This is a genomic window from Paenibacillus durus (assembly GCF_000756615.1).
Classification (GTDB): Bacteria; Bacillota; Bacilli; order Paenibacillales; family Paenibacillaceae; genus Paenibacillus_AQ; species Paenibacillus_AQ durus.
Genome location: NZ_CP009288.1, coordinates 1292959 through 1307560 on the forward strand (window position 1 = coordinate 1292959; position 14602 = coordinate 1307560).

A 14602-nucleotide genomic window follows, 5' to 3' on the forward strand; every position below is an offset into this window, starting at 1 on the left:
TAAAATTTTTATTCTTATAAAATAGATACATATATCTAGATATAAAATATTCAATGAGTCTATTTTACTAATCGCGGCAAGGAGAAGTTATTATGACAGACCGATTAATCCGTCTGATGCGTATTATTACGCTCGTTCAGGCCAAGCCTGGCATTCTGGCGCGCGAGTTGGCTGAACGCTGCGGCACCAGCGAGAGAACGATCTATCGGGATATGGATGCTCTGAGTGCTATGCATATCCCAATTACCCACATGGGACATGGGAAAGGGTATGCTTTCATCGGTAATTTTGCGTTGTACCCCCTGGACTGGTCATCGGAGGAATCGGCCGCATTTTCGCAGCTCAGCGACACTATAGATATGATTAAACCTTTGATGCCCCGCGGCTTTGAGAGTGCTTATGAAAAAGTAATGGCGGCTGAATACAAGCAGAAGGCGGACAGAGAAGAAAAAATGGAGAACGCCAGGAAAGAAGCCGGTTCCCTTTGGCAGGAACGAAACGGCGCCGGGCCGGAACAGTTCCACTTGATCCGAATTCTTAACGCTGTGCTGAAACAAATAAGCATCCGAGCCGATTACTTCGACAATGCTCAGGAGGAGAACGGACTCGAGATTGATCCGTATTACCTGGTTCCTCTGGAAAATCGTTTTCATCTTATCGGATATTGTCATCGTATGAAGGTCATCCGTAGTTTTCACACCCATGATCTGACGAATGTCAAACTGACGGATAAGAACTTTTCCAAAGAACCGTTCGACTTGCAGGCATTCACGAAACAAAAGTGGTCAGTGGATGGGGACAGCCTCCGTGTAGTGTTTAAGGTCAGGTTTTCTGAAGGTGTGCTGGAGGAAATCAGAAGGGGAAAGAGTGGAATTGTCCCCGTAAAAACGGAGCAGCATGGTAAGTACGCCTATTTTGAAGTCTCGCTTGAGCGGGACAGGGAGTTCATTGATTGGGTTACGAACTTTAAAGAAGCAGCGGAAATTATCGAGCCCGTCCATTACAGGGAAGTTTTACGCTATCAACTAGAGAAATGGCTGTCGCTGTATAAATAGCGCAGTCTTTTTTTTGAGTGCTTTTTCGTGAAAACGCATTTATGTGCATATTGATGAAAAAAAGGCAGTCCATGTTTTTGAAAGTTATACTTGTCGGGTCGGAATATATATAGTAAAGTCAAATTATATGACAGCTCTGTTAGTTTAAAGCAGTATTTCTTTCATGTAATGTTAGGTTATTGCTCTCTCTCTCTCTGAAAACCGGAGAGTTTTTATTTGCTTCAAATTTGACCTATGTTCAATTTTTGCCGGAAGAGAGGTAAGCTTCTTGATCCAACCTATTCTACGAATTGAGAATCTACATACACATTTCTTTACAGAAAAAGGCGAAGTGCCTGCGGTCGACGGCGTCGATCTTTATATCAATCCCGGTGAGGTGCTGGGCGTGGTCGGAGAATCGGGCTGCGGAAAAAGCGTCACCTCCCTGTCCGTGCTGAAACTTGTGCCGAGTCCGCCTGGCCGCATTGTGGATGGCCGCATTGTGTTCAAGGGGACGGATATCGTGCCGCTGAAGGAAAAGGATATGCGGAAAATTCGCGGCAACGCCGTAGCCATGATTTTTCAGGAGCCGATGACCTCGCTAAATCCGCTGTTCACCGTGGGCCAGCAAATTATCGAAACGGTGCGTTTGCACCGGGGATTGTCCAAGAAGGAAGCCCGCGAGCATGCGGTTGAAATGCTTCGCAAGGTCGGCATCCCAAGGCCGGAGGCCATTATCGACGAGTATCCGCATCAACTGTCGGGAGGCATGCGTCAGCGGGTGATGATCGCGATGTCGATCTCCTGCAGTCCGGAGCTGCTGATTGCGGACGAGCCGACAACCGCGCTCGACGTGACGATTCAGGCGCAGATTCTGGATCTGATCCGCCGGCTCAACGAGGAGCAGGGTACGGCCGTTATGATGATTACCCATGATTTGGGCGTCGTTGCGGAAATGTGCCACCGGGTGGCGGTCATGTACGCAGGTAAAGTTGTGGAGGAAGGTTCGGTTCACGATATTTTCAAAAATCCGCTGCATCCTTACACCCAGGGCCTGATCGCCTCTGTGCCGAGAATGGACGAGACCCGCGAGCGCCTGTATTCCATTCCGGGCAATGTTCCTATTTTGAGCAAAAATATGCAGGGCTGCCGGTTTGCGCCGCGCTGTTCCCATGTGATGGACATCTGCCGCCAGTCTCTACCGGAGCTAACGCTTCAGGAGAACCGGCACAGCTGCAGATGCTGGCTGCATGACAGTAGTCAGGAGGATGCGGTATGAGCGAGAATTTGCTGGAAGTAAGTGGTCTGAAGAAATACTATCCGATTAAAAAAGGGTTTCTGAATAAAACGCAGGGCTTCGTTAAGGCGGTGGACGACATTTCGTTTGCCGTCCGCAGAGGCGAGACATTCGGCCTGGTGGGAGAAAGCGGCTGCGGCAAATCGACGACCGGACGCTCGCTGCTTCGGCTGATTGAACCTACGGCAGGAGAAATCATCTTCGAGGGACAGGACATCCGCAAGCTGTCTATGGAAGAACTGCGCAAGCGGCGCCGGGATATGCAGATTGTATTCCAGGACCCGTTCTCCTCGCTTGACCCGCGCAACACTGTGGAGCGTATTCTTGAAGAGCCGATGATCGTTCATGGCGTTGGCGACGCCAAGGAGCGCAAGGCCGCCGTTCAGCGGCTGGCCGATGTTGTTGGCTTGTCGAAGGCTCACCTTCAGCGCTTCCCGCATCAGTTCTCCGGAGGCCAGCGGCAGCGGATCGGCATTGCCCGGGCGCTTGCTCTCCAGCCGAAGCTGATTGTAGCGGACGAGCCCGTTTCCGCGCTGGATGTATCCATCCAGTCGCAGGTCATTAACCTGATGCAGGATTTGCAGCGCGAATTCGGATTAACCTACATATTCATCGCGCATGATCTCAGTGTGGTAAAGCATATTTGCGACCGGGTCGCAGTGATGTACCTGGGGCGGATCGTGGAGATTACCGACAAAGAGAAGCTGTATTCTCATCCTCAGCATCCTTATACGCAGGCGCTGCTCTCGGCGGTTCCCGAGCCTGATCCGGATTTGCGGAAGGCGCGCATCATTCTGCAGGGCGAGGTGCCGAGTCCGGCGAACGCGCCAGTTGGTTGTGCCTTCAATACGAGATGTCCGCATGTAATGGACATCTGCCGGAATACGCGTCCGCAGCTTGCCGAGACAGAAGCGGGACATTTCACCGCCTGTTATCTGTACGGCGGGGAATCCAGAACGCAGCTGGCCTAAAGACAGGAAGGCCCGGCAGGTTCTGACCGGAAATTCTTCCATATGCGCAAGAAGTGGTTTATGGCCGCCCTTTCAGAGCGGCTCTATATAAACGCATTATATATATGAGGAGAGGGGTATTAACGAAATGAAGAAATGGGGCAGTCTGGCTTTAACACTTACGCTTGGCGCGGGACTCGTACTCAGCGGCTGTGGCGGCAATAACACAAGCTCGACTAACAGCGCGGCGACCAGTTCACCGGCAAGCACGGCGACCGCTGGCGCGTCGACGCAGGATACGCTTGTTGTGGGACGCGGCGGCGACTCTGCTTCGCTTGACCCTGCAATTATAACCGACGGCGAATCCTTGAAAATCGACCATCAGGTATTCGATTCCCTGCTGGAGTACAAGCCGGGAACCACGGAGGTCGAGCCTTCTCTGGCCGATAGCTGGGAAGTATCTCCGGACAGCCTGACCTATACGTTCAAGCTGCATCCGGGCGTAAAGTTCCATGACGGCACGGATTTCAACGCCGAGGCGGTTGTATTCAACTTCCAGCGCTGGAGCGATCCGAAGAGCCCGTACAAATTCGAGGGCGATTCCTTCGATTACTATGATTCCATGTTCGGACCGGACGGTTCGCGCGTCATTAAAGAAGTTAAGGCTATCGACGATCTGACCGTACAGTTTACGCTGAATCAGCCGCAGGCTCCTTTCCTGCAAAACCTTGCGATGACTTCTTTCGGTATCGCGAGCCCGGCAGCGATTAAAGAAAAGAAAGAAAACTTCAAGAACGAACCGGTTGGCACAGGCCCATTCGTCTTTAAGGAATGGAAGCATAACGACTCCATTACGCTCGAAAAAAATGCAAGCTACTGGAAAGAAGGACTTCCTAAGCTGAGCAAAGTAATCGTTCGTTCCATTCCGGACAACTCCGCACGCTTCAACGCGCTGCAAAACGGCGAAATCGACCTGATGGAAGATGTGAGCCCGGACGATCTGTCGACGCTGGAAGGCATTACGGATCTGCAAAAGATCGAACGTCCTTCGTTTAACGTCGCTTACCTTGGCTTCAACTTCAAGAAGAAGCCTTTTGACAACGTAAAAGTAAGACAGGCGCTGAACTATGCCGTCAACAAACAGGCTCTTATCGACGCATTCTTCGCAGGTCAGGCGCAGCCGGCCGTCAATCCGATGCCGCCGTCACTGTGGGGCTATAACGATCAGGTGAAGGATTATGAGTACGATTTGGACAAAGCGAAGCAGCTGCTGGCGGAAGCCGGTTTCCCGAACGGCCTGCCGGATACGGTAACCCTATACGCGATGCCGGTATCCCGTCCTTACATGCCGGACGGCAAGAAGGTCGCCGAGGCGATTCAGGCGGACTGGGAGAAGATCGGCGTGAAGACCGTCATCGAGTCTCCGGAATGGGCGACTTATCTGGATGATACGAAAGCTGGCGAGAAAGACGACATCTACATGCTCGGCTGGATGGGCGACAACGGCGACCCTGACAACTTCATTTACACTTTGCTTGACAAGGATTCCATTCCCGGCAACAACCGTAATTTCTATGTGAACGAAGACCTGCATAAGATCCTGGTTAACGCGCAAAAAGAAATCGACCAAAACAAACGCGCCGACCTGTACAAGCAGGCTCAGGTTATCATCAAAGAAGACGCTCCTTGGATTCCGCTTGTGCACACGACTCCGCTGCTTGCAGCCAAAGCGAATCTGAAAGGCTTTGTTCCGAGTCCGACAGGCACGGAATATTACAGCGACGTTTACTTCGAATAGCTTCATAGCACACGATCTTGCCGCCGCTAAAGAGCGGCGGCAAGTCCGTGTAAGGAAGGTGATCCGTTCTTGAGTTCCTACTTATTAAAACGTGTCATAGTGCTGATTCCCGTCCTGATCGGCATGACGATTATTGTATTTTCCATCATCCATGCCATTCCGGGAGATCCGGCGGAGACCATTCTGGGCCAGAAGGCGACAGAGCAGTCCAAGCAGGCGCTGAGGGACCAACTCGGTCTCGATAAGCCCTGGATTTCACAGTACTTTGATTACATGGGCGATCTGCTGAAAGGCGACTTGGGGACCTCGATTCGCACCAAGACGCCGATTGCCAAAGAAATCATGCCTTACCTGGCGGCAACGCTGGAGCTTACGGCGGCCGCTATGCTGTTCGCCACCTTTGTCGGGGTAAATGCCGGCATTTTGAGCGCCTGGAAACAGAATTCATGGTTTGACTATACCGCGATGATAATCGCGCTGATTGGAGTGTCCATGCCGATATTCTGGCTTGGCCTCATGGAACAACTCGTCTTTGCGCTAAAGCTTCACTGGCTGCCCTCGATCGGAAGGATGGATCAGCGAAACCCGGTGGAGAGCATTACCAATCTGTATGTAATCGACAGCATTTTGGCGGGGCGCTGGGATCAGCTCTGGACCGTCATTAAGCATTTGATTCTCCCGAGCATCGCGCTCGGAACGATTCCGATGGCGATTATCGCCCGGATGACACGCTCCAGCATGCTGGAGGTTATGAATTCGGACTATATCCGCACGGCCAAAGCCAAAGGACTGTCTCAGTTCATTGTCGTGTACAAGCACGCCCTCAAAAATTCGCTCATTCCCGTGCTGACCATTGTCGGTCTTCAGACGGGCGCGCTGCTTGGTGGAGCAGTGCTGACAGAGACGATCTTCGCCTGGCCGGGCGTGGGACGGTATATATTTGAAGCGATCAGCTCACGCGATTATCCGGTTATTCAGTCCGGAATTCTCATCATCGCTTTCATCTTTGTTATCATCAATTTGCTTGTGGATCTGCTGTATTCCGCCATCGATCCGCGCATTCAATACAAGTAAGGAGGGACCCTTTTGTCACAGGCATCATTGAACATCAATTCGGAAGCCGCTACTGCCGAAAAGGTCTCCGGTCCTTGGCGCGACGCATGGAAGGCATTCCGCAAAAATAAAACGGCGATGCTCGGGCTCAGCATTATCATATTCTTCATCTTGATCGCGCTGCTGGCGCCGTTCATCGCCCCTTATGATTACAAGGAACAGGTGCTGATGGACCGGCTGAAGGCTCCGTCCGCCGCTCACTGGTTCGGTACGGATGACCTTGGCAGAGATATGTTCACCCGCATCATCTACGGCGCGCGTATTTCGCTTTGGGTAGGCTTCTTCTCCGTCATCGGCTCCATTATCGTCGGCACATTGCTCGGTGTGCTCGCCGGATTTTACGGCAGATGGATCGACATGCTTATCTCGCGTCTATTCGACATACTGCTTGCGTTTCCCAGCATTCTGCTGGCCATCGCCATCGTGGCCATTCTCGGGCCGTCGCTGCAGAATGCGCTTTACGCCATCGCCATTGTCAACATTCCGACCTACGGGCGGCTTGTGCGGGCCAAAGTGCTCAGCCTGAAGTCGGAAGAATATATTACGGCGGCGCGGGCAATCGGCATGAAGAACACCCGCATACTGCTCACACACATTCTACCGAACAGCCTGACGCCGATTATCGTGCAGGGGACGCTTGGCATCGCGACCGCTATTATCGAAGCAGCGGCGCTTGGCTTTCTCGGGCTCGGCGCCCAGCCTCCGGAGCCCGAGTGGGGTAAAATGCTGTCCGATTCCCGCCAGTTTATCCAGAAGGCGCCCTGGACGGTCGTCTTTCCGGGCCTGTCCATCATGCTGACTGTGCTCGGCTTCAATCTGATGGGGGACGGTCTTCGCGATGTGCTCGATCCCCGGATGAAGAATTAGCCTTTTCCGATTTCTCCAAATACCCTTCAGATCCTCCGCTTCGGCTTAAATTATGCCGGCGCCGGCAGGCTGAAGGGTATTTTTGTTGATTATGCATTTGTTGGAAGCATCCGGTGTGGCCGATTCTCTTTTTATGTAAGCATTTCTTCCTTTACAGGAACTGAGTTATTTTGACGTAATTTGTTCAAATATAACATGATGATATGAATTATAACAAAATATATGGTGGATTTTGAGGAGATGTGCTAGAATATCTCCAATCATATCAATACATACACTGGAGGAATGAGAGAATGTTAAAAAAGCTGGCAATAGCAGTAATGGCGGTGGCAGTATTTGCTGCAACACCTCTGGTAACAAGCGGTAAGGCGGAGGCCGCAAGCAAAACGAAAATCATGGTATCCGCGGCAGCGAGCCTGAAGGACAGCCTGGACAAAATCGAAGTTCAATACGAGAAAGCTCATCCTACAATCGATCTGATCTTTAACTATGCAGCTTCAGGCACATTGCAAAAGCAAATCGAGCAGGGCGCTCCGGCTGATATTTTCTTCTCGGCGGGCGACAAGCAAATGAAAGCTCTCGTTGATGGCGGGCTCATCTCCACCAATAAAAAACTGCTGAAGAATCAACTGGTGGTCGTAGTTCCTGCGAACTCGACGGCGAAGCTTAATACGATCTCCCTGCTTACGGACCCTTCCTTCAAGAAGGTAGCCATTGGTCAACCGGAATCCGTACCGGCGGGACAATATGCACAGCAATCCCTGACTTCCAAGAAGATTTGGGATAAACTGCAAGGAAAGCTTGTCTTTGGTAAAGACGTACGCGCCGTGCTTTCCTACGTTGAAACAGGCAACGCGGATGCAGGCTTTGTATACAAAACCGACGCTTTGACCTCCAAGAAGGTTAAGATCGCTCTTACTGTAGGCTCTTTCGTACACAAACCGATCAACTATCCGATCGGTATCGTAAAAGGAACTAAACATGAAGCGGAAGCCAAAGCATTCTACAGCTACCTCCAAACTAATGCTGCAACAAGCGTATTCAAATCCTACGGGTTCTTGCTCTACTAATAAATAAAGACTGCGGGTTGAGTATACATGGACATCAATTGGACCGACTTTATGGCCCCAGTGTGGTTATCGATTAAAATTGCGGTTATCACGAGCGTGATCGTATTCGTCCTGGCGGCTGCAGCCGCCAAGGCAATGGCGAACCGGAAGTTTCCGGGCCGCAGCCTGATTGAAACTGTACTGCTGCTGCCTCTGGTTCTTCCGCCTACGGTTGTAGGTTTCGTGCTTTTGGTCGTGTTGGGAAGAAGGAGCTGGCTTGGCGAATGGTATGAAAATTTAACCGGTGGAACGATTCTGTTCACCTGGGGATCGGCAGTGATTGCCGCTGTCGTTGTCGCTTTTCCACTCGTTTATCGTACGTTAAAGGCAGGTTTCGAAGAAGTTGACCGTGATTTGGAAGATGCGGCACGTGCTCAGGGAGCGGGAGAGTTTCAAGTGCTCCGCTATATTACGTTTCCGCTGGCAATCCGAACGCTTGCGGCGGGCTACGTTCTCGGCTTTGCCCGCGGCCTCGGTGAGTTCGGGGCAACAATTATGGTGGCTGGCAATATTCCCAACCGGACGCAGACGATTCCTACAGCGATTTATGTGGCTGTAGATGGAGGGGATATGACACTCGCCTGGCTGTGGGTCATTTCTATAATCGCAATATCGGCATTCATGCTGATGTTTGTCAACCGCTACTCCTGATAAAGAACAGTAAATAACCCTCCCCAATCCGGCACTGTCAGTTGCGTGCGGATAGGGAGGGTTTGCTATTCATTATGTTTCGTAAATAATCTTCCCGGTTTCGGATAGATCGTATCCATACAGCGAGTTAAGCTCATTATGAAGCGCCTGGGAACGGCATATTTCGAGCACAGCCGAGATCCAATCCTGATTATCCGGCCGTTTCAGCATAACCAGATCGTACTTTTCTTGGATAAGAGGAATAAAATCAACGCCTTCGACTATTCGGGCGGCCTTTTCATTCCCGACACCGACATCGGCCTCGCCCCGCGCGATTCTGCCGGCAACCGTCACATGACTGATTTCTTCCGTTGTATAGCCTTCGATGTTCTGTGCCTTCACTCCGTTCAGGCGCAGTTGTTCATCCAGCAGCACCCGCGCGCCTGATCCTCTCTCGCGGTTAACGAGCCGCAGACCGGGTTGTCCCAGGTCTTTCCAGCTATGAAACCCTTTAGGATTGCCTTTCTGTACATACAGGCCGGCGGCCCTGCCTAAGAGACGAACAACAAGATAGCTGGAGCCAACGAGCATTTTGCGTATATAAGGAATATTATATTCGCCCGAATCACCGTCAAGTAAATGGGTGCTGACGATATCGGATTCCCCGCGATACATCGAAATCAGACTGTCAAGGCTTCCTGCATATGAGCGCAGCGGGCGCAGCGAGGGGGAGAATTTCTCCAAATGCTGTGCTAGTATATCCAGACTGATATCCTGGCCGGTGATGACAATTTCACGCGTAGAAGAACGGAACGCCGCCGGGGTCTGAATGTTAGGAGCAGGGCTTATCCCTTGAAGCCCCGGTCTAGTAGAGGTGAGCATGGACGCCTGGCGCCCGCTCTCTCTGGACTGCTGTTTGTACATTTCAAGGTCCGAGGCATCCACACGCATCTGTTTGCCGACCCGATAAGAAGAAAGTTCGCCTTTCTTAATGAGATCATAGACCTTCAGTTTTGATATTTTAAGCAGCTGGGCAACCTCTTCGGTTGTATAGGATGTATTGTCAGACATAAAGTAAATCCTCCTAAGAAGTAGGCTGCGTCAGCAGCCATCACACCTATGGGTGCATTAACACAAGACTACCTTATTTTCTATCCCGACGCAATTATTGAAGGGTGCCGGGAACTGAAAAAGAACCGGATGTACACGCAAGTGATGTACGTCCGGTTCTTTTTACATCTGTTATTCGGAAAGCGGCTTCCCGCCTTAAGCCATCAACAGGACGGAAGAAGCTTTGAAGAAGGCGGTAACTGTAGCCCCTTCTTTAATTCCGAGTTCCTCAAGAGCATCCAAAGAGATAATGGAAGTGATTTTTTGACCGCCAGTGTCAACAACAACCTTTGCATTGATTGGTCCTGCCTCTATAGCTACTACACGGCCTTCGAATTGGTTTCTGGCACTAATTTTCATTGTACATTCTCCTTTCAATTTTGGGTAATAAGAGTTGTATGTGATGTAAATCTTGATGTCTAATTATAATTAGTTATAACGAAATATAACTAAATGATAATATCTATAGTTAAATCATACAACATAATGTTTGGAAAATCAAGGTATTTTGAGTAATATCGATAAAATTCGCGAAAAATCTTTACCATGACCTAAAAAATCGGAAATTTTGGCGATAAAGGGTTAATAAGACCGAATAATAGAACACTAATAAATTTTCAAACACATTAGAGTTAAATAGTGGAAAATTGATATGTGTCTAAAAATTGAATCTTAAGATTATGCAATAGAGCGGACCGCTTTACCCATGCGATCAGCTTGATCAGCTTACCGTAAAAATATAACCGGGATTAGTGAAACTTTTGCCGAAGATGCATTATAATGTAGTATTAAAAACAGATAGCCATCATATAAGGGGTAGGGGAGCATGAAACTGAATGAACTAAGAGAACACCGCCAATATCCGGAGATTACCCGCCTGGAGACGTCAAGGGCCGTATATGAACGCGATTATTCCCGGCTGATCCATTCGCCGACCTTCCGCAGGCTGCAGGGGAAATCGCAGGTATTCGGAGCAGGTACAGGGGATTATTACCGGACGAGATTAACTCATTCGCTTGAGGTGGCTCAAATTGCCCGGGAGGCCGCTAAGAGCCTGCTGCGTTCTTATCCGGAAGTGGGCATGGAGCAGGCCGGCAATCCGGGACTGGTCATTGATCCAGAGGTGGTCGAATGTGCGGCGATTGCCCATGATTTCGGTCATCCTCCGTTCGGACATAAAGGGGAAGAAGTACTCGACAGTATTCTGGACCGCTTAATTGAGGAAAAAACCGCGCAGAAGGCGGCGGTAACAGGGGCGGACCCGGCACGTAAACTCGAAATTTACAATGAGATGAGAACCAAGTATGAGCATTTTGAAGGCAACGCGCATAATTTCCGGCTCATCATGTTCCTGGAGAAGCGCGAGAACATCGACGGACTCAATCTGTCCGATGCCGTTCTGCTTGGAATCAATAAGTATCCTTTTCCCGGAACGACGCTTAAAAAGGGTATGTATCTGCATGAATACGAATATATCTCGCATATCCGCTCGGAGTGGGGCATCCCGCAAGGGAAGAAGACGCTCGAAGCCCAGTTGATGGATTTATGCGATGATATCGCTTATTCCGCTCATGACCTTGAGGACGGCATCAAGGCCGGGAAGATTGAAGTCCATGAATTCTTCATGCACGACCCTTATATTTTAAGGCTCATTGTCGAGAAAATCATGACGCTGGAGGATTCTTTCTGGCATGGATGGACCGAGGAAGCGATCCGGCCAAAGGTAGAAGAAGTGCTGAACTCATTCCTGCGGATCTGGAAGGAGAAAATGCCGACCTGCGAGAACGATTATTCCCGGACCCGCCGCGAGGTCAAAGCCTACTGGGTCAGCACCTTTGTCGCCAGCCTCGGCGTCATACCGGATGGTGATTGGAAGAAGGTTACCTTTATCAAGGAAGGAAAAGAAGACGAGGACCTGCTGCGTACGGTAAGCGTACTGAAAAGCTTTGCCTGGGTGACGATGATTCGCGATCTGCGCGTTCAGCGGCTGCAAAAGCGCAGCGAGTGGATTGTACGGAGGCTATGGGGGGCGTTCCTCGACCCCGATACGTCGAAAGCGATCATCCCTACCGATTGGTTGCAGCGTTTTGAGAAGGACCAGCGTAAGCAAAGGCCGATTTGGACCTGGGAGCATATGGTGATCGACTATATCGCCGGAATGACCGATGCTTTTGCCGAGAAAATTTACAATGAGCTGTTCGGGCTTAAAGTCGGCTCAATCTATGATCTGGATTAACAAATTAACGCCTGATCTGTAGAAATATGGAGCGGGCGTTTTTTGTGTGCATTTGATAGTACCGCCGTATAGCATTGCTGTACCGGCAATCGGCGGCCCGTTTTCAGGTATAATAGAATGCGGCGGCGGGAGGAATGCCCTGCTGTTTCTTAAATGAATCGCGAAAGGCGGGACTATACCGATTGGATTACAACTTGGATTACAAACTAACGCCTTATTTGTATATGTACCGCAGCCATGAGAATGAAAGCGGACTGTGTTCTCTGGAGCTGGATGTATTATTGCAGGGGGATATTCTAGCTCCTGGACTGATTATTGCCCGGGAAAAGATTGATCCAAGCCGAAGCCCGTTCTTATCGGGGAGAATCGACATATTATGCGCTTCGGATTCGGAGGAGGAAATTGCGCAGTTCGCAGGCGGGATCAGGCTTGGGGAAGGAGAGACCTTCAAGCTGTTCTGCCCCAAGGAAGGAGGCGGAACCTATGAAGAGCGCAGAGAGCTGGAGAGGAGGGTCGGCAGGCAGGTATCCGGAACGGCCGACATGCGGTCGCCGGACCGCGTGTTCGGTCTGGTCATGCATGAGGGCGTGCTTCTGCTGGGCGAGTACCGCGAGAGCGACAGGAGCTGGCAGCGGCGCAAGGTTAAGCCGCATAACTATTCGACGGGACTCGGCGTGGTGCTGTCCCGGTCAGCCGTCAACATTGCGGCTTCGCGTCCGGAAGGCCTGCGGATACTTGACCCCTGCTGCGGAATGGGGAGCGTGCTGATCGAAGGGCTGTCCATGGGCATGGACATGGCCGGATGCGATCTGAATCCGCTCGCTGTACGGGGGGCGAGAGGGAATCTGCGCCATTTCGGCTACCCGGAGAATATCGTAACTCTCGGCGATATGAGAAATCTGTCCGGGCATTTTGACGCGGCCGTCCTGGATATGCCATATAATCTGTGCTCGGTTCTCTCGCCGACCGATACAAAGGAGATGCTGGAGACGCTCCGCCGCTTAACCGGCCGCGCGGTTATTATTTCCACACAGCCGGTAGAGGAGAGTATCGCTGCGGCCGGTTTTTCAATCAAAGGCGGCTGCACTGTGTCCAAAGGGTCCTTTAAGCGGTCGCTTTGGCTGTGCGTTTAGTATTGCTCGTCGGTAGTCGACCACATTTTTGGACGGAGCGCCATTAGCCAGATATGATTTCATATTTTCGGTGAAAATATCGATAAGGCGGTCGCCGTAATAATCGGTTAAGCCGGCGTTATGAGGAGTGATAACGACCTGCTTCATGTCCCACAGGAGATGATCCTCCGGCAGCGGCTCCGTCTCGAATACATCGAGGCCCGCGCCGCGAAGCCGTCCGTTCTTTAGCGTTTCGGCCAAAGCTCCCGTATCAGTAGTGCCTCATTGGCCAATATTAATATAGTAGGCGCCCGCCTTAAATGCAGAGAACACGGAGGAGTCAGACAAATGGCGCGTCTTATCGGTGAGCGGCTGCAGACAAACAATGGATTTTGCCACAATGTTCCCTCCATAACAAAGTACTCTATATAAGATGAAATTGAAAAATGACATCAGGGTAAGTAATAACGAAGGGGAAGTTTGGAACTGTAGGAGCGATAGCGCCCGCCTTTGTCTCCGGATTTCATCCGCGAAGAGCAGTGTGAATCAAGAAATCTGGGGACAACAGCGGCCGAAAGTCCAAACATTCCTCGTAGTTATGACTGATATCTGATGGGAAAATCTTAAGTTCATCTTATATAGAAAGAATATCAAATCTGCGGAAAAAGGTGAAAAGACGATGAATGATAAACCGGCAGCCGGTACGGGCGAAGCGGTTTCTGAAAGATTGTTCACTGCGGTGAGATTGTCGCCCGAGCTTCGCGGGGCCGTAGGCGGCATGTGCCGCAGCCTTTCACGGGAGCTGTCCTTTGCCAAATGGACTCATGAAGAGGATTATCATATAACGCTTCAGTTTCTGGGCGATACCGACCCCCGGTCCATTCCGGATCTTGTGTCGGTGCTGAAGGGGGCGGCAGCGGACTGTAGGCCGTTCACCTTGTCTTTGCAGGAAACAGGCATCTTCGGGCCTCCGGCCGCTCCGCGTGTCCTGTGGGCGGGAGTGGGCGGTGAGACGGACAGGCTGCAGGAATTGCATAGCCGGATCGTGGCGGCTACGCTGCCGCTTGGGTTTCGCGCCGAGGAGCGCGCTTATAAGCCCCATGTGACGCTGGCTCGTAAATATAGGGGAGAGCGTGCTTTTGACCCAGGATATCTTCATGCGTTTAAGCAGGAAGCGGATGCACTTGACATGTCCTGGAGAGTCGAGGAATGGGTTCTTTTTGTTACGCGAATGCACAAAAAACCGATGTATGAAATTGTCGAAACATTAACAATTTCTAAAAAGTAGTGTTCAAACCTCTCCTTTTAGGTTACATATAAAAGAATGTGCCGAAAAACTAGGAGGA

Annotated in this window: 14 protein-coding genes and 1 pseudogene; 11 read left to right on the forward strand and 4 right to left on the reverse strand. The window is 50.8% G+C overall.

Annotated elements, in window-relative coordinates; genetic code table 11:
- Window positions 1-92 precede the first annotated feature (92 nt).
- The 8 genes from PDUR_RS05865 (at window position 93) to modB (ending at window position 8819) form a co-directional block, all read left to right on the forward strand.
- A complete protein-coding gene (locus tag PDUR_RS05865) occupies window positions 93-1055 on the forward strand; it encodes a helix-turn-helix transcriptional regulator (protein ID WP_042205469.1) in 963 nt (320 codons plus the stop codon).
- A gap of 268 nt (window positions 1056-1323) precedes the next feature.
- Window positions 1324-2313: an ABC transporter ATP-binding protein gene (locus PDUR_RS05870; RefSeq protein WP_042205470.1), complete on the forward strand. Its 990-nt coding sequence runs from the start codon at window positions 1324-1326 to the stop codon at window positions 2311-2313.
- Window positions 2310-3302 carry an ABC transporter ATP-binding protein gene (locus PDUR_RS05875; protein WP_042205471.1) on the forward strand — a complete coding sequence of 331 codons (993 nt, stop codon included), beginning with the start codon at window positions 2310-2312 and terminating at the stop codon, window positions 3300-3302. The genes PDUR_RS05870 and PDUR_RS05875 overlap by 4 nt, the downstream gene beginning before the upstream one ends.
- Before the next feature lie 127 nt (window positions 3303-3429).
- Window positions 3430-5079 carry an ABC transporter substrate-binding protein gene (locus PDUR_RS05880; protein ID WP_042205472.1) on the forward strand — a complete coding sequence of 550 codons (1650 nt, stop codon included), beginning with the start codon at window positions 3430-3432 and terminating at the stop codon, window positions 5077-5079.
- Between the two features lie 69 nt (window positions 5080-5148).
- Window positions 5149-6153: an ABC transporter permease gene (locus PDUR_RS05885; protein ID WP_042205473.1), complete on the forward strand. Its 1005-nt coding sequence runs from the start codon at window positions 5149-5151 to the stop codon at window positions 6151-6153.
- Between the two features lie 12 nt (window positions 6154-6165).
- Window positions 6166-7059 (forward strand): nickel transporter permease, encoded by an 894-nt coding sequence (nikC, locus tag PDUR_RS05890; protein ID WP_042205474.1) that lies wholly within the window; start codon window positions 6166-6168, stop codon window positions 7057-7059.
- Between the two features lie 293 nt (window positions 7060-7352).
- The gene (gene modA, locus PDUR_RS05895; protein ID WP_052410081.1) at window positions 7353-8129 is read left to right on the forward strand and encodes a molybdate ABC transporter substrate-binding protein; all 777 of its coding nucleotides are present in this window, start codon (window positions 7353-7355) and stop codon (window positions 8127-8129) included.
- Between the two features lie 27 nt (window positions 8130-8156).
- The gene (gene modB / locus PDUR_RS05900; protein WP_042205475.1) at window positions 8157-8819 is read left to right on the forward strand and encodes a molybdate ABC transporter permease subunit; all 663 of its coding nucleotides are present in this window, start codon (window positions 8157-8159) and stop codon (window positions 8817-8819) included.
- Between the two features lie 72 nt (window positions 8820-8891).
- On the opposite strand, the gene PDUR_RS05905 is transcribed toward modB, so the two are convergent.
- Both PDUR_RS05905 and PDUR_RS05910 read right to left on the reverse strand, forming a co-directional pair.
- Window positions 8892-9869, reverse strand: coding sequence for a helix-turn-helix transcriptional regulator (locus PDUR_RS05905; protein ID WP_042205476.1), 978 nt, complete (start codon window positions 9867-9869; stop codon window positions 8892-8894).
- A gap of 195 nt (window positions 9870-10064) precedes the next feature.
- A complete protein-coding gene (locus PDUR_RS05910) occupies window positions 10065-10268 on the reverse strand; it encodes a TOBE domain-containing protein (protein ID WP_042205477.1) in 204 nt (67 codons plus the stop codon).
- 466 nt (window positions 10269-10734) lie between these two features.
- On the opposite strand from PDUR_RS05910, the gene PDUR_RS05915 reads away from it, so the two are divergent.
- Both PDUR_RS05915 and PDUR_RS05920 read left to right on the forward strand, forming a co-directional pair.
- A complete protein-coding gene (locus PDUR_RS05915) occupies window positions 10735-12144 on the forward strand; it encodes a deoxyguanosinetriphosphate triphosphohydrolase family protein (RefSeq protein WP_042205478.1) in 1410 nt (469 codons plus the stop codon).
- A gap of 182 nt (window positions 12145-12326) precedes the next feature.
- Entirely contained in the window at window positions 12327-13277 is a 951-nt protein-coding gene (locus PDUR_RS05920) for a TRM11 family SAM-dependent methyltransferase (protein ID WP_052410082.1), read from the forward strand.
- Here the strand turns inward: PDUR_RS05920 and PDUR_RS27810 are convergent.
- Window positions 13212-13523, reverse strand: a pseudogene (locus tag PDUR_RS27810) (NAD(P)-dependent oxidoreductase); the annotation flags it as partial. The gene PDUR_RS05920 and the pseudogene PDUR_RS27810 sit on opposite strands and share 66 nt — an antisense overlap.
- A gap of 15 nt (window positions 13524-13538) precedes the next feature.
- The gene (locus PDUR_RS30040; protein WP_269079201.1) at window positions 13539-13655 is read right to left on the reverse strand and encodes an NAD(P)-dependent oxidoreductase; all 117 of its coding nucleotides are present in this window, start codon (window positions 13653-13655) and stop codon (window positions 13539-13541) included.
- A 280-nt stretch (window positions 13656-13935) separates the two neighbouring features.
- Here PDUR_RS30040 and thpR point away from each other — a divergent pair, with 280 nt between their 5' ends.
- Complete coding sequence (thpR, locus tag PDUR_RS05930; protein ID WP_042205479.1) at window positions 13936-14544, forward strand: RNA 2',3'-cyclic phosphodiesterase; 609 nt, start codon at window positions 13936-13938, stop codon at window positions 14542-14544.
- The last annotated feature ends 58 nt before the right edge of the window (window positions 14545-14602 follow it).

Excerpts from the sequence above, each read along its gene's own strand:
- PDUR_RS05910 (WP_042205477.1), bottom strand. The coding sequence starts at position 10,268 with ATGAAAATTAGTGCCAGAAACCAATTCGAAGGCCGTGTAGTAGCTATA.
- PDUR_RS05865 (WP_042205469.1), top strand. The coding sequence starts at position 93 with ATGACAGACCGATTAATCCGTCTGATGCGTATTATTACGCTCGTTCAG.
- PDUR_RS05915 (WP_042205478.1), top strand. The coding sequence starts at position 10,735 with ATGAAACTGAATGAACTAAGAGAACACCGCCAATATCCGGAGATTACC.
- PDUR_RS05875 (WP_042205471.1), top strand. The coding sequence starts at position 2,310 with ATGAGCGAGAATTTGCTGGAAGTAAGTGGTCTGAAGAAATACTATCCG.
- modB (WP_042205475.1), top strand. The coding sequence starts at position 8,157 with ATGGACATCAATTGGACCGACTTTATGGCCCCAGTGTGGTTATCGATT.
- modA (WP_052410081.1), top strand. The coding sequence starts at position 7,353 with ATGTTAAAAAAGCTGGCAATAGCAGTAATGGCGGTGGCAGTATTTGCT.
- PDUR_RS05880 (WP_042205472.1), top strand. The coding sequence starts at position 3,430 with ATGAAGAAATGGGGCAGTCTGGCTTTAACACTTACGCTTGGCGCGGGA.
- PDUR_RS05905 (WP_042205476.1), bottom strand. The coding sequence starts at position 9,869 with ATGTCTGACAATACATCCTATACAACCGAAGAGGTTGCCCAGCTGCTT.
- thpR (WP_042205479.1), top strand. The coding sequence starts at position 13,936 with ATGAATGATAAACCGGCAGCCGGTACGGGCGAAGCGGTTTCTGAAAGA.